General features: G+C 38.8%; 13 protein-coding genes and 1 tRNA gene. 13 read left to right on the top strand and 1 reads right to left on the bottom strand.

What is annotated here, in order from left to right:
* Positions 1–22 precede the first annotated feature (22 nt).
* The 10 genes from thiC to prkA all read left to right on the top strand — a co-directional run bounded on the left by thiC (position 23) and on the right by prkA (position 10,768).
* Positions 23–1,774 carry a phosphomethylpyrimidine synthase ThiC gene (gene thiC, locus PDT38_RS07030; protein ID WP_270800040.1) on the top strand — a complete coding sequence of 584 codons (1,752 nt, stop codon included), beginning with the start codon at positions 23–25 and terminating at the stop codon, positions 1,772–1,774.
* Positions 1,775–2,569: 795 nt separating this feature from the next.
* Positions 2,570–2,839, top strand: a complete 270-nt coding sequence (gene rpsN, locus PDT38_RS07025) for a 30S ribosomal protein S14 (protein WP_270800039.1) — start codon at positions 2,570–2,572, stop codon at positions 2,837–2,839.
* Between the two features lie 136 nt (positions 2,840–2,975).
* Positions 2,976–3,049 (top strand) — tRNA-Gly (locus tag PDT38_RS07020).
* A 167-nt stretch (positions 3,050–3,216) separates the two neighbouring features.
* Positions 3,217–4,365: a tRNA epoxyqueuosine(34) reductase QueG gene (gene queG / locus PDT38_RS07015; protein ID WP_270800038.1), complete on the top strand. Its 1,149-nt coding sequence runs from the start codon at positions 3,217–3,219 to the stop codon at positions 4,363–4,365.
* A 61-nt stretch (positions 4,366–4,426) separates the two neighbouring features.
* Positions 4,427–5,332 (top strand): amidase domain-containing protein, encoded by a 906-nt coding sequence (locus PDT38_RS07010; RefSeq protein ID WP_270800037.1) that lies wholly within the window; start codon positions 4,427–4,429, stop codon positions 5,330–5,332.
* A 36-nt stretch (positions 5,333–5,368) separates the two neighbouring features.
* Complete coding sequence (trmL, locus tag PDT38_RS07005) at positions 5,369–5,851, top strand: tRNA (uridine(34)/cytosine(34)/5-carboxymethylaminomethyluridine(34)-2'-O)-methyltransferase TrmL (RefSeq protein WP_270800036.1); 483 nt, start codon at positions 5,369–5,371, stop codon at positions 5,849–5,851.
* A 611-nt stretch (positions 5,852–6,462) separates the two neighbouring features.
* A complete protein-coding gene (locus PDT38_RS07000) occupies positions 6,463–7,077 on the top strand; it encodes a YhbD family protein (protein ID WP_270800035.1) in 615 nt (204 codons plus the stop codon).
* A gap of 23 nt (positions 7,078–7,100) precedes the next feature.
* On the top strand, positions 7,101–7,811 hold the full coding sequence (locus tag PDT38_RS06995) for a polymer-forming cytoskeletal protein (protein WP_270800166.1): 711 nt from the start codon (positions 7,101–7,103) through the stop codon (positions 7,809–7,811).
* Between the two features lie 16 nt (positions 7,812–7,827).
* Positions 7,828–8,526, top strand: coding sequence for a hypothetical protein (locus tag PDT38_RS06990; RefSeq protein ID WP_270800034.1), 699 nt, complete (start codon positions 7,828–7,830; stop codon positions 8,524–8,526).
* Between the two features lie 346 nt (positions 8,527–8,872).
* Positions 8,873–10,768 (top strand): serine/threonine protein kinase PrkA, encoded by a 1,896-nt coding sequence (prkA, locus tag PDT38_RS06985; protein WP_270800033.1) that lies wholly within the window; start codon positions 8,873–8,875, stop codon positions 10,766–10,768.
* Here prkA and PDT38_RS06980 read toward each other — a convergent pair.
* Positions 10,757–10,960, bottom strand: a complete 204-nt coding sequence (locus PDT38_RS06980; protein WP_270800032.1) for a hypothetical protein — start codon at positions 10,958–10,960, stop codon at positions 10,757–10,759. The genes prkA and PDT38_RS06980 overlap by 12 nt on opposite strands.
* Before the next feature lie 223 nt (positions 10,961–11,183).
* On the opposite strand from PDT38_RS06980, the gene yhbH reads away from it, so the two are divergent.
* The 3 genes from yhbH (at position 11,184) to PDT38_RS06965 (ending at position 14,829) form a co-directional block, all read left to right on the top strand.
* Entirely contained in the window at positions 11,184–12,353 is a 1,170-nt protein-coding gene (gene yhbH / locus PDT38_RS06975) for a sporulation protein YhbH (protein ID WP_270800031.1), read from the top strand.
* Between the two features lie 207 nt (positions 12,354–12,560).
* The gene (locus tag PDT38_RS06970) at positions 12,561–13,193 is read left to right on the top strand and encodes an HlyD family efflux transporter periplasmic adaptor subunit (RefSeq protein ID WP_270800030.1); all 633 of its coding nucleotides are present in this window, start codon (positions 12,561–12,563) and stop codon (positions 13,191–13,193) included.
* A 61-nt stretch (positions 13,194–13,254) separates the two neighbouring features.
* Positions 13,255–14,829, top strand: coding sequence for a DHA2 family efflux MFS transporter permease subunit (locus PDT38_RS06965; protein WP_270800164.1), 1,575 nt, complete (start codon positions 13,255–13,257; stop codon positions 14,827–14,829).
* Positions 14,830–14,887: the final 58 nt, after the last annotated feature.

Genomic DNA, 14,887 nt, shown 5'->3' with positions numbered 1-14,887 from the left:
AAAGAGGGGAAGGAATTTAGATATGAAACATGAGTCAGTTCAGCAAAAAAATATTTCGATTATGTCAAGTTTTTCCGGAAGCCGTAAAGTGTATGTCGAAGGATCAAGGCCCGATATTCAAGTGCCGATGAGAGAAATCTCTTTAAGTGGCGAAAACTCGCCTGTTCGTGTGTATGATACGAGTGGTCCATACACAGATGAGACTGCGAAAGTCAATATTTTAAATGGCTTAACAGCTGTGCGCACTAATTGGATGAAAGAGCGCGGTGATATTGAGGAATATGAAGGCAGGGAAGTAAAGCCTGAGGATAATGGCTATAAAAACGAGAAGCAGGCGAATACCCGCTATTCGGGGTTAAAAAGAAAGCCGCTTCGTGCCAAGAAAGGTCATAACGTCACTCAGCTTCATTATGCAAGAAAGGGAATCATTACTCCTGAAATGGAGTTTATCGCGATTCGTGAGCATGTTTCACCTGAATTTGTTCGTGATGAAGTGGCAAGCGGGAGAGCGATTATTCCGGCAAATATTAACCATCCAGAAAGCGAACCAATGATCATCGGCAGACATTTTCATGTGAAAATAAATGCGAATATTGGGAATTCAGCGGTCACTTCGTCCATTGAAGAAGAGGTAGAAAAAATGACATGGGCAATCCGCTGGGGTGCCGATACGATGATGGATTTATCGACAGGAAAGGATATTCATACAACAAGAGAATGGATCATTCGCAACTGTCCTGTTCCCGTTGGAACTGTCCCAATTTATCAAGCACTTGAAAAAGTAAACGGTGTTGCTGAAGATTTGACTTGGGAAATCTATCGCGACACATTGATCGAACAGGCTGAACAAGGGGTCGATTATTTTACGATCCATGCTGGTGTGCTTCTCCGCTATGTTCCTTTAACAGCGAAACGTGTAACGGGAATTGTTTCACGGGGTGGAGCGATTATGGCACAATGGTGCTTAGCACATCACAAAGAGAGTTTTCTTTACACTCATTTTGAAGAAATTTGTGAGATTATGAGAACGTATGATATCGCATTTTCATTGGGGGATGGACTTCGTCCAGGTTCGATTGCAGATGCGAATGATGAAGCGCAGTTTGCTGAATTAGAAACGCTTGGCGAGTTGACAGAAATCGCTTGGAAACATGATGTTCAAGTGATGATTGAAGGGCCTGGGCATGTGCCAATGCATAAAATTAAAGAAAACGTTGATAAACAGATGGACATTTGTAAGGAAGCTCCATTTTATACGCTTGGACCGCTGACAACGGATATTGCTCCAGGTTATGATCATATTACTTCAGCGATCGGAGCAGCGATGATCGGTTGGTATGGAACGGCAATGCTCTGTTATGTGACACCAAAGGAACATCTAGGACTGCCAAATAAGGATGATGTTCGTGAAGGGGTGATTACATATAAAATCGCCGCTCATGCGGCAGACCTTGCCAAAGGACATCCAGGTGCACAAATCCGTGATGACGCTCTTTCAAAAGCTCGCTTTGAGTTCAGGTGGCGCGATCAGTTTAACCTTTCACTTGATCCGGAAAGAGCGCTTGAGTATCATGATGAAACCCTCCCAGCTGAAGGGGCAAAGACGGCTCATTTTTGTTCAATGTGCGGGCCGAAATTTTGCAGTATGAAAATTTCCCAAGATATTCGTGATTACGCAAAAGCAAATGATCTCGATGAAAAAACAGCCATTCAAAAAGGCATGGCGGAGAAGGCGAATGAGTTTAAAAAAAAGGGCGGTCAAATTTATAATTAAAAAAAGCAGATGAATCTGTTGATATGGTTGGAGATTGAGAACGTTCCCTGCGGAACTCGTCAAGACGAAAGGAGCTGTCCAGTAAAGTCACTTGGACGCTCTTTTCATGTTTAACAATGAGCTTTGATTTCGTTATTATTACTAGGTAACGGATTGTAATCCATTTTTTCGAGGCTGTTCAAGAAACCATGATCGATTTCCAAGTTTTTCTTCTCTTGAATCATTCCTCAACATATGAGTATTTGCCTTATCCTTATCACAACCAAAAAAGATATGAACCTGCAATTGTCTCGGCAAAATAATTATAGCTGCTTTTTTGTGGTAAAGTTGAGGAGATATTTTTCGTTTATCATTGATTTCATGAACTTAAAAAAGTGCATATATTTGTTGGATTGGTCTACTAAAGGAAAGGAGTTTTTTAGGCTTTATGAATTTTGTATCTCTTATCACTCCTTCCATTTTAATTTTCAATTTTTTATCATGCCTTTAGAAAAATACAGGGGTTACCATTGATACTTCCACTACTTTTATCACCGACAGCAGATATGCTCGGTTTTATGTCTTTATATTCCTAATTGAATATCACCTCTTTTTTTCGGTGTTTGACAAAGGGGAAAGGCGCAATCACTTAACAACGCTTTAGTAGTATGAGAATGGAGCTTTCGCTTTCAATAACTACTATTTTTCCGATGATTCTCTCAACCTGTTCATTTATCCATTGATTTGCTTGATTGCCGAAAATATGATATCTTTTAAATCGTAATTATTACGTTTTGTTTAAAGGAGGGCATAAAAATGGCCAAAAAAGCAAAAATCGCAAAGGAACTTAAAAAGCAAGAGCTTGTTCAACAATATGCAGCGATCAGAAAAGAATTAAAAGAAAAAGGTGATGCTAAAGCACTAAGCAAACTTCCTCGTGATTCAGCTCCATCAAGACTGAAAAACCGCTGTTTAGTGACTGGTAGACCGAGAGGATACATGGGAAAGTTTAAAATGTCACGAATTGCATTTCGAGAACTGGCGTATAAAGGACAGATTCCTGGTGTGAAAAAATCAAGCTGGTAGAGTAAAATAATACCACCCGAAAAAGCTGCCGAAGATGACGGTCGACAGCTTTTTCGACATTTTTTTAAAATTCTCTTGACGAAATTTTAATAAGCGTGTAACATAATAAAAGTCAAAACGATGATTTGTTTTTGATGCGGGTGTAGTTTAGTGGTAAAACCTCAGCCTTCCAAGCTGATGTCGTGGGTTCGATTCCCATCACCCGCTCCATACATACTGTTTATAACGCAGTGTTTCGTTTCTCAGATTAAACGAAGCATTGCGTTTTTTCATGTATGGCTTGAATGTTGTCAATACTTTAGTACTAAGAATCATAACAAATACCAAACTGTTACACTATACTGTAGCTATATGAAATGAAGGGAGGTTCTGCACCTATGGATGTAAAAAAACTGAAACAAGATGTCATTGAATTTGCTCAGCAAATCGGAATTGACAAAATCCGTTTTGCCAGTGCTGATACGTTTGCCACTTTAAAAGAACGATTAATCGAAAATCGAACGTTAGGTTATGAGTCTGGTTTTGAAGAACCTGATCTTGACAAACGAACAAATCCGGAGCTCCTTTTGCCTAAAGCGAAATCGATCATTGCGATTGCACTTGCATACCCGTCCAAAATGAAGGATGCACCAAAAAGTAAAAAAGGTGAACGGAGAGGCATCTTTTGCAGAGCTTCCTGGGGGAAAGATTATCATCATGTTTTACGAGAAAAGCTCGATCAACTTGAAGAGTTTTTAAAAAATCAGCGAGAAGATATTAGAACAAAATCAATGGTTGATACCGGTGAATTGTCAGATCGGGCTGTTGCTGAACGAGCTGGTATTGGCTGGAGCGGAAAAAACTGTATGATTATTACACCTGAATTTGGCTCTTATGTCTATTTGGCAGAAATGATTACGAATATCCCGTTTGAGCCTGATGAGAAGATAGAAGATCAGTGCGGGACATGCAATAAATGCATTGAATCTTGTCCGACAGGTGCTCTTGTCAACCCTGGACAGCTAAATTCTCAGCGTTGTATTGCATTTCAGACACAGACAAAAGGTTTTCTGCCTGATGAATTCCGTACAAAAATCGGAAATAGATTGTATGGTTGTGATACGTGTCAGATGGTGTGTCCGATCAATAAAGGAAAAGATTTTCATTTGCATTCAGAAATGGAACCTGATCCTGAGATCGCTAAGCCATTATTAAAGCCACTGTTGACGATATCAAATCGTGAATTTAAAGAGAAATTTGGTCATGTGGCTGGTTCTTGGCGTGGAAAAAAGCCGATTCAGAGAAATGCACTCATTGCACTAGCCCATTTTAAAGATACCAGTGCACTTCCTGAGTTAATCACACTGATGCATCACGATCCCCGTCCTGTGATTAGAGGTACAGCTGCATGGGCCATTGGGAAAATCGGAGAAACAAGTACCTTGGAAGAGCTGGAAAAAGCGTTTTTACATGAACAAGATGAGGAAGCAAAATGTGAAATTGAAAAAGGGATCGAACTTTTAAAGGAAACAAGTACGACTAAATAAACAATGTCCCATCATATGTTTAGTGGTAAGGAAATTTAAAAGATATATGGTGGTGTAACCTTTGAAACAGATCATCAAATATTTGCTAAAGGCCAAGTTGGACTATTTAATCAATGGTGTTGAGGCGGAAAATTGGCGTGAAGCTGGTGGCTTTGAAGTAATTGAGCGTAAACGAAAGCTGTTTGATAGACGGGGTGTTCAAATTGTGAAAGCCAATATGAGAACGGTATTAACAGAACATTGGCTCGAAGAAGACGGGACTCTTCATGCAAACTATCAAACCCATACCGCATACTTGTGCAAAGATGGGGATGATATGTATATGGAAGAACAAATTGAAAAGCGGACTGCTCTTTTATATGATCAAATGATCATCAAAGATTTTGAAATTCAGCGACCAAAGGTTGAGCTAGTTCCAGATCATAAGGAAGAGCCCAGTGCTGAGTTTCGCGAAGTATTAGGCAGGGCGTTCCACTATGACCGGATGGCGGTTGTACGCTATGCTGAAACGTTTTGGAATAAACGAAATTCAGCTTATAAAAATTTTCAAGACAATTGTACAAATTTTGTTTCTCAATGCCTTCGCGCTGGGAAAGCACCAATGCGTGGTTATCCGAATAGAGGCAAAGGCTGGTGGATGCAAAACCACTCTTGGAGTTACAGCTGGGCTGTTGCTCATTCACTGCGAACCTTTCTAAAACAGTCAAAAGCTGGTCTTCGCTCTGTTCAAGTAGGGAGTGCTGATCAGCTAATGGAAGGTGATGTGATCTGTTATGATTTTCGTGGGGACGGAAGGTTTGATCATACAGCAATTGTGACAGCAAAGGATAAAAGTAATATGCCGCTTGTGAATGCCCAAACTCATGATTGTCGGATGAGGTATTGGTCATATGAGGACTCACCCGCTTATACCCCATCGATTCGTTATGCATTTTTGCATATTGAAGATGATACGATAAAATCATAAACAGTGGTATAATAACAGCGGATTAGAAAAATAGAGGTGAACATTTTGGCAATACATGTTGTTTTATATCAACCAGAAATTCCTGCGAATACAGGAAATATTGCACGAACTTGCGCAGCAACAGATACAACGCTTCACTTGATTAGACCGCTAGGTTTTTCAACTGATGATAAAATGCTAAAGCGTGCAGGTCTTGACTACTGGGAGTTCGTCAATATTGTGTACCATGATTCATTAGAAGAGTTATTTGAGGCTCATCCAAACGGACATTTTTTCTTTATTACAAAATTTGGCCAAAAGCCGCATACATCGTTTGACTATACAGACAAGAATGAAGATTATTTTTTCGTGTTTGGCAGAGAAACAAACGGACTGCCTAAGGAATTGATTGAACAAAACATGGACCGTTGTCTGCGTTTGCCGATGACAACGCATGTTAGATCACTCAATTTGTCAAATACAGCGGCAATCCTCGTGTATGAGGCGCTTCGTCAGCAGGATTATCGGGATTTAACTTAATCATTACAGGGGGCTGTCTAGTAAGTCGATTTTAGACTATTGGACGCCTTTTTTACGTTTAACAAACGTAAGTCTTTTCTGACGGTTCCGCATGTGAGACAAACAAAAAGAAAGCGGACAAATTGCCAAGACACTCCAAAACGGATGATCTGTTGATGCCAGTATACGGAAGGGTTTAGAATAATAACGTTGTAGGCATTGTTCCTTCACGAATACTAAAATGATGAGGGACATTACTCCCACACCAAGTATAGTTACTTCTGAATCCTTTTTTTGACGAAATCATTATGATGACATCCCCATTTTGACCACGTAAAACTTTCTACTATTTTAATCACATGTTCTTTTCTCATCACTTATGCATTCCACCATCTCGAAAACTAAGTTGAAATTCTCTTTCTTAGATGAGGAACACCTTTAATTCTCCTTCGGTAAATTCCTCGACGTTACTGTCGGACTATCCAGCGTAATACAAGTATTTGAGTATGATTTCGTTTATGACCGTGCTATGCAGGTTGTCATAGTTGTTAACGACATCCACAGAGAAAAATCACCCTAGATTGCAAGTGTAACAGTGTTATGTTACAATATGCATAAAGGAGTGAAAGTAGATGGCTCGTGAGGATTTAATTTCAAAAAAAGAGCTGCTTGAGCTAACATCGATTTCATATGGGCAGTTGTATAGATGGAAACGAAAAAATTTAATACCAGAAGATTGGTTTATTCGCAAATCGACATTTACTGGACAAGAAACATTTTTTCCGAAAGAAGACATCCTAAACAGGATTAAAAAAATTCAAAACATGAAAGAAAATCTTTCTCTTGATGAAATGGCGGATATGTTTTCACCAAAACTTGATAAACTTGTGCTCAGCCGTGAAGAGCTGCTTGGAAAAGAGCTGATTTCTGAGGCAGTCATGTCATTTTTTATCAAGAATACGAAGAAATATGATGATTCATTTTCTTTAAAGGAAATTTTTGCACTTTATATCATAGAAAAATTGCTTCAATCAGGTGATATCAGTCTTGAAGAAGGGAAAATGGTGCTTGAAGTGGCGCTATTGGTAGACATCCAACAGCATGGTCGACTGATTGTTCTAAGGAAACTTGGTGTCACAACGTGTTTACTAGCAGAAGGTGATACGATATTTGAAAAGACAGTAAAAGTTGTTGCCGATGCCAATTTGCCGTCTGTTCATGAAGAATTGAAAACAAAATTAATGTGATGGAGGAAAATATGATGAAAACAGTGGACAATTTATCAATTAATGGATTTGGAAGTTCAAACGGCGGAACCTTTCATTCCGTTGAACTAAACGGGAAAGGAACAATTAATGGAGATGTTAATTGTGAACAGTTTTTTTGCAATGGTTCAGGAACTGTAAATGGTCGAATAAAAACGGAAGCAGCAAAAATTAGCGGTCATGCAAAGATGAATGGCAACATCGATGCTTCTTCATTGCGAATTGATGGCTCAGCAAAAATCGAAGGTGATATCAGTGCGGCAAAATTAAAAGTTGCAGGATATGCTGGAATAGATGGACATGTAAAAGGAGACGAACTGATTATTCGCGGAAAAGCTTCAATCAGCAAAGACTGTGAGGTTGAACATTTCTCAGCAGAAGGCCTTTTTACAATCGATGGTCTTTTAAATGCTGAACAAATTGATATTAAACTTCATGGAGGGGAGAGCAAAGTCAAAGAAATCGGTGGTCGACAAATCAGCTGCACACCGCACCAATCAAAAATTCTCTCATTTTTAGCGCCGCTTTTTTCTTCACCGAAACTGACGGCTGATTTAATCGAAGGTGATCAAATTGAATTGACTCATACAACAGCAAAGATTGTCCGCGGTAATTCGGTCTTCATCGGTGAAAACTGTGATATCGAGATGATTGAATATAAAGAAGAGTTTCAGCAGGCGAAAACGGCAAAAGTGGGAGACAGTAGAAAAATCTAATGGGAGGTACTCTAAGGTGAAGAGAAATCAATTGAAAATTAACGGATCAGGAAGTGCGGCTGGCGGTGTCTATGAAAATGTCTTAATTAGTGGTGAGGGAACTATTGGGGGTGGACTTGACTGTCTTAAATTTCGTACTTATGGCACAAGTTCTCTTACAGGAGATGCAATCGTCCAAGCGTTTCACATCCATGGAGAAACAAAGGTTGGCGGAAGCCTAAAAGCAGACAAAATAAAAATCTATGGAAAGACAGACATTGTTGGTGATGTTCATACAGGTGAAGCAGTTGTGAGAGGAGCCATTAATATTGGTGGACATTTAAGTGCTGAACGATGTGATATTAAAGGTGCGCTAACTGGTAAAGGTAATTGTGAAGCGGAATCTTTTGAATTAACCGGGAGTGTTGAACTGGATGGTCTGCTTAATGCCGGTGTAATTGAAATTGGTTTAAGGTTTGATAAAAGTTCTGTCAAGGAAATCGGTGGAACAGTTATTAACGTGAAAAATAAGCGGGGGCTCTTTAAACCAAATGGCGGATTTCTTTCTACTGAAACAATTGAAGGGGACGATATTTATTTGGAAAACACTTCAGCACAGATCGTCAGAGGCAATCGCATTCATATCGGTCCAAGCTGTCAGATTAAAACGGTTGAATACAAAACAGAACTGACCGTTTCTAAACGAGCAAATGTGGGCGAGAAAAAACGAATTTAAATGTAACAGTGTTATGTTCTGAAAAAGGATGGCTTCATACCGCCATCCTTTTTTCCTGTTAATTTTGCTTTCCGGATTTGCTTTCATACCCGGCAGTGAAAATGGCTACGAGAAATGCGAGGATGACCCCCATCATGATCAGTGTATTCATCTAATCCTCCTCCCCATCCTAATTCCCTGTTGTCTCTAACGTTTGTGCTATTTTTATTATGAATGGTTCATTCCATCTTTGTCAATTTCGGGATAGAGAGTCTTATTGAATAGGAAAAGCATGCAAAAGGACATCTTCGCATAGATTGGATGTAACAGTTGTTCATTTGCATTACACATCATATGGGAGGTTCTTATGGATATCTTAAAAAAGCTTGAACAGTATAGAGAGGAAGAGCAGCGTTTGAAGTGGGAAGGAACCTTCGCTGATTATTTGGAAATTTTGAAAGAAAAACCAGCAGTTGCCCAATCTGCTCATTCTCGCGTTTATCATATGATTAAAGCAAGCGGCATTGAAGAGAAAGATGGGAAAAAAATATACAGGTTCTTTGACAAAGAGTTATTTGGACTTGAGGAACCTTTGGAACGGCTTGTTGAAGAGTATTTTCATCCTGCGGCAAAACGACTAGATGTTAGAAAAAGAATTTTGCTATTAATGGGACCTGTTAGCGGAGGGAAATCAACGCTTGTTACAATGCTGAAAAAAGGGCTTGAAGCCTACTCATTGACAGATGAAGGTGCTGTTTATGCGATTAAAGGATGTCCGATGCATGAAGATCCACTTCATTTAATCCCACAGCATTTGCGTGACGATTTTTATCAGGAATATGGAATCCGTATTGAAGGAAACCTTTCACCTTTGAACATGATGCGGCTTGAACAAGAATATGGTGGCAGAATTGAAGATGTCATAGTGGAAAGAATCTTTTTTTCCGAAGATAAGAGAACAGGGATTGGTACATTTAGTCCATCAGATCCTAAATCACAGGATATTGCCGATCTAACAGGGAGTATTGATTTTTCAACCATTGCTGAATACGGATCAGAATCTGACCCCCGTGCATACCGCTTTGACGGTGAATTAAACAAGGCGAATAGGGGAATGATGGAGTTTCAAGAAATGTTGAAATGTGATGAGAAATTCCTCTGGCATCTTCTCTCTTTGACACAGGAAGGTAATTTTAAGGCAGGTCGATTTGCATTAATTTCCGCTGATGAGTTGATTGTCGCTCATACAAATGAGACGGAGTACCGTTCTTTTATTTCTAATAAAAAAAATGAAGCGCTCCATTCGCGAATTATTGTGATGCCAATTCCCTATAATTTAAAAGTTTCTGAAGAAGAACGTATTTATAAAAAAATGATCGCAGAAAGTGATGTATCAGAGGTACACATTGCACCACATACCTTAAAGGTGGCAGCAATGTTTTCCATTTTAACGCGATTGAAAGAACCAAAGCGCTCTGATATTGATCTTGTCAAAAAAATGAAGCTTTATGATGGAGAAAGTGTGGAGGGATATAATTCAGTTGATGTCGAGGATATGAAAAAAGAATACAATGATGAAGGGATGAGTGGGATTGATCCAAGGTATGTCATCAATCGAATATCTTCAACGATTATTCGGAAAAATATGGAGTCCATCAATGCGCTCGATGTTCTACGTTCTTTGAAGGAAGGGCTTGATCAGCATCCATCGATCTCAACTGAAGAACGTGAGCGCCACTTGAACTTCATTTCTGTGGCCAGAAAAGAGTACGATGAAATGGCAAAAAAAGAAGTGCAAAAAGCGTTTGTCTATTCATATGAAGAATCAGCTAAAACCCTTATGGATAATTATCTAGATAATGTTGAAGCTTACTGCAACAAAAACAAGTTGCGTGATCCGTTGACAGGTGAGGAAATGAATCCTGATGAAAAATTGATGAGATCGATAGAAGAGCAAATTGGCATTTCTGAAAATGCGAAAAAGGCCTTTCGTGAAGAAATTTTAATTCGGATTTCCGCCTATGCGAGAAAAGGGAAGCGGTTTGATTATAATTCACATGAACGTTTGCGTGAAGCCATACAAAAGAAATTGTTCGCAGACTTAAAAGATGTTGTGAAAATAACAACTTCCACAAAAACGCCTGATGAACAGCAATTGAAAAAAATTAATGAAGTTGTCGCCCGTCTGATTGATGAACATGGCTATAACTCAACGAGTGCCAATGAACTTTTAAAATATGTCGGAAGTTTATTAAACCGGTAAATGATGACCCGTCCAACAAAAGGGCGGGTCAGTTTGTACACCGCTCCCACATTTTTGGGACATTATAAATCTCTCTTCTGATCGTTTATTTGCCAACTTCATTGAAAGAGTCATGGTGACATCTGTAATAAAGTCCTCATCTAACCCATTTTCTTTATACCACTGATAAAATTCTTTTACATCTTTAATCATCTTTTGTCTACACTCCATTTTGACAAAAGATTGAGAGGATATCCTTAGCATACTAAGAAAGCAACTGATTAGCAAAAAACGGCGACTTGTGCAGCCATTTTGACCTTCTCTTCACATTTTCAAAATTGTTTATCAAATGTCTTCTGTCACTTGCATAAGATAAAAGTAAACATTTTTTAGACTTGTTTCATTTCTTTTAACAGATCATGAAGGAGGGGAATGCATGTCCCACAAAAACAATGGCCATTTTATTATTTCTCAGGAAGACTGGTCCCTCCATCGCAAAGGGTTTGATGATCAACAACGTCATCAAAAAAAGGTGCAGGATGCGATCAAACATAATTTATCTGATTTGATCACAGAAGAGAGTATTATTATGTCTAATGGGAAAGATGTCGTTAAAATTCCGATTCGTTCATTGGATGAATACAAAATCCGTTATAACTATGATAAAAATAAACATGTTGGACAGGGAGATGGCGAAAGCGAGATTGGGGATGTTGTGGCAAGAGACAGCTCTGATAAGAGAAGTGATGCTGGAAAAGGCTTTGGAGCTGGTAAAGAGGCTGGAGAAGATTATTATGAAGCAGACGTTTCCTTAATGGACTTGGAAGAGGCACTTTTTAGCGAAATGGAGCTGCCGAATCTCGAGCAGAAAGAGCGGGACGACATTGTCACAGAAGATATTGAGTTTAATGACATTCGTAAAACTGGTTTAACCGGTAATATTGATAAAAAAAGAACAATGCTGAGCGCTTTTAAGCGAAATGCGATGATGGGAAAACCAGCGTTTTATCCAATATTTCCTGAAGATTTAAAATTTAAAACGTGGAATGACACTAAAAAGCCAGAATCAAAGGCGGTTGTTTTGGCGATGATGGACACAAGTGGAAGTATGGGGATCTGGGAAAAATACATGGCACGCAGTTTTTTCTTTTGGATGACACGTTTTTTACGGACAAAGTATGAAACGGTCGATGTTCAGTTTATTGCCCATCATACAGAAGCCAAAATCGTTTCCGAAGAAGACTTTTTTTCAAAAGGGGAAAGCGGAGGAACAATATGTTCATCTGTTTATCGAAAAGCGCTTGAATTGATTGAGCAAAAATACTCTCCGACAGCTTACAATATTTATCCGTTTCATTTTTCTGATGGAGATAATTTAACCTCTGATAATCCTCGTTGTGTCAGACTTGTCGGCGAACTGATGGAGAAAGCCAATCTTTTCTGCTATGGTGAAGTCAATCAATATAATAGGCATTCAACATTAATGTCAGCCTATAGAAATATTAAAAATGAAAAATTTAAGTACTATGTTTTAAAACAAAAAACAGATGTGTTCCAATCACTAAAAAGTTTTTTTAGCAAGGAAAAACAGCATCAATTAACATAAAAAACTTATGTGGATAAGGCATGTGTCCCAAATTGGTATTGGGATCATGCCTTTTATTTTGTCTTTTTTAGATTGATATGGTTGATATTGGAATGTGACACTTTGTGCAAAACTATTGACACTTTTATTTACTTAGAATAATATTTAATCTTGTTAAATATTAATTTTGCATAAAGTCACAAAAGGAATCTGAAAGGAGAAATCAAGATGAGCAAAAAACGCTTGATTATTGTTAATATAGTCGGAATTGTCATTGGACTTGCTATTTTAGCAGGAGGTGCGTATTTCTACTATGACAGTATCAGTTATGTTAAAACAGATGAAGCACATGTTTCAGGTGAAATGGCAAACATTACAGCTCCTGTCTCAGGGAAGCTAACAAACTGGACGATGAAAGAGGGAACAAAAATTTCTAAGGATGAGAAGACAGGTGAGATTAAAGGTGAAAACTCCCTTGATGTGAAATCGATAATGGCTGGAACCATTGTCAAAAATGAAGCGAGGGAAGGTCAGACTGTACAAGCAGGGCAAACATTAGCCCAAACAATTGATATGGATCACCTTTACATTACTGCAAACATTCAAGAGACCGACCTCAAAAGTATTGAGAAAGGGGATAAGGTCGAAATTGTGATCGATGGTGATCCAGGTACGACATTTGAAGGTAATGTTGAAGAAATCGGATACGCAACAAACTCTACGTTTAATCTGTTTTCTCAGCAAAATTCAAGTGGAAACTATACAAAAGTAACACAAAAAGTACCTGTGAAAATTTCAATCAAAAACCCGTCTAGCCAAGTACTTCCAGGAATGAACGCATCAGTTAAAATTTCGAAATAGGGAGGATGAAAAGAACGAAAGGAGGGTATTGTAAGTGGCTTCTCAACAAAAACAAGGAAAGATGACATTGCTCTTTGTCTTAATGGCCGGTTTATTTGTGGCGATATTAAACCAGACGTTGCTTAATGTGGCTATGCCTCATTTAATGACTGAATTTAATGTGAGCGCCACAACGATTCAATGGCTGACAACAGGATATATGCTTGTCAATGGTGTTTTAATCCCGTTATCCGCTTTTTTAATTGTCCGCTTTGGTGGGCGCAATTTATTTCTTACTGCCATGCTGTTGTTTACGATTGGGACGTTGATTTGTGGTTTAGCGCCAAATTTTTCAACAATGTTAATTGGCCGGCTCATTCAGGCAACAGGTGGAGGTGTTCTTCAGCCATTGGTGATGACCACGATCCTGTTGATATTCCCTCCTGAAAGCCGGGGAAAAGGAATGGGTATCTTTGGTCTTGCCATGATGTTTGCTCCAGCGGTCGGTCCGACACTATCAGGCTGGGTCATTGAACATTACAGCTGGCGGATTATGTTTTACGGACTTGTTCCAGTTGGAATTATCGTCATTATTTGTGGGGTGGTTTTATTTAAAAACATAACAGCTCCTCAAAAAATAAAACTTGACCAGACTGGTGCATTGCTTTCCATCATCGGTTTTGCTTCATTGTTGTATGGAGTAAGTGAAGCGGGCACTGATGGTTGGGATGATCCAATTGTACTCGCAACTATGATCATTGGTGTCATTGGGATTACAGCTTTTGTGATCCAGCAATTGAAATCAAAAGAACCGATGCTTGATTTCAGGGTTTTCAAATACGATATGTTTTCTTTATCTAGTGTGATTAATGCTATTATTACGGTAGCCCTGTATACAGGAATGTTTTTACTACCTATTTATTTGCAAAATTTAGTTGGCTTTACAGCACTGCAATCAGGTCTTTTAATGTTGCCGGGTGCCATTGTAACCCTCTTGATGTCACCTATAGCAGGGGCATTGTTTGATAAAGTCGGTGCAAGACCGTTGGCCATTGTCGGTTTAATTATAACCGCTGTGACGACCTATCAATTTACACAGCTTACACTTGATACACCTTACTTTACGATTATGGTGATATATGCGATTCGGGCGTTTGGTATGTCAATGCTGATGATGCCAATTATGACTGCTGGAATGAACCAACTTCCACAACATTTGAACAGTCACGGAACAGCCATGTCAAATACACTTCGCCAAATCAGCGGTTCAATTGGAACCAGTTTGATGACAACGATTTATACAAAACGTACAGCATTTCACTATGCAACAATGGCTGATCAAGCGAATACTGCTGATCCATCATTCATGCATTTATTACAAACAAAAATTCAATCAGTTGCCCAATCCATGCATATTTCGCTTGCAGAAGCAAAACAATATGTGGTTCAATACATGGTAGGACAGTCACAACTTAAATCTAATGTGATGGGGATAAATGACGCGTTTATTTGGGCGGTTGGATTCTGTATAGTAGGCATCGTATTAAGTCTGTTTTTAAGAGATGTCAGAAAAGACCGGTATAGCAAAAAGAAGCTGGCATTGCCAAAAATAGATGAAACAGTTAGGAACACAAAAGAATCACCATCAACAATCTAATATTTACTAACTTCAAAAGACAAATTTACTGAATATCATCAGTCGATTTGTCTTTTTT

The organism is Bacillus changyiensis, assembly GCF_027706145.1.
GTDB lineage: Bacteria > Bacillota > Bacilli > Bacillales > Bacillaceae > Bacillus > Bacillus changyiensis.
This window is presented reverse-complemented; position numbering and strand designations above follow the sequence as displayed.

Coding starts and splice junctions, on each gene's coding strand:
- rpsN (WP_270800039.1), top strand. CDS start 2,570: ATGGCCAAAAAAGCAAAAATCGCAAAGGAACTTAAAAAGCAAGAGCTT.
- yhbH (WP_270800031.1), top strand. CDS start 11,184: ATGTCCCACAAAAACAATGGCCATTTTATTATTTCTCAGGAAGACTGG.
- PDT38_RS07000 (WP_270800035.1), top strand. CDS start 6,463: ATGGCTCGTGAGGATTTAATTTCAAAAAAAGAGCTGCTTGAGCTAACA.
- thiC (WP_270800040.1), top strand. CDS start 23: ATGAAACATGAGTCAGTTCAGCAAAAAAATATTTCGATTATGTCAAGT.
- prkA (WP_270800033.1), top strand. CDS start 8,873: ATGGATATCTTAAAAAAGCTTGAACAGTATAGAGAGGAAGAGCAGCGT.
- PDT38_RS06980 (WP_270800032.1), bottom strand. CDS start 10,960: ATGATTAAAGATGTAAAAGAATTTTATCAGTGGTATAAAGAAAATGGG.
- PDT38_RS06965 (WP_270800164.1), top strand. CDS start 13,255: ATGACATTGCTCTTTGTCTTAATGGCCGGTTTATTTGTGGCGATATTA.
- PDT38_RS06970 (WP_270800030.1), top strand. CDS start 12,561: ATGAGCAAAAAACGCTTGATTATTGTTAATATAGTCGGAATTGTCATT.
- queG (WP_270800038.1), top strand. CDS start 3,217: ATGGATGTAAAAAAACTGAAACAAGATGTCATTGAATTTGCTCAGCAA.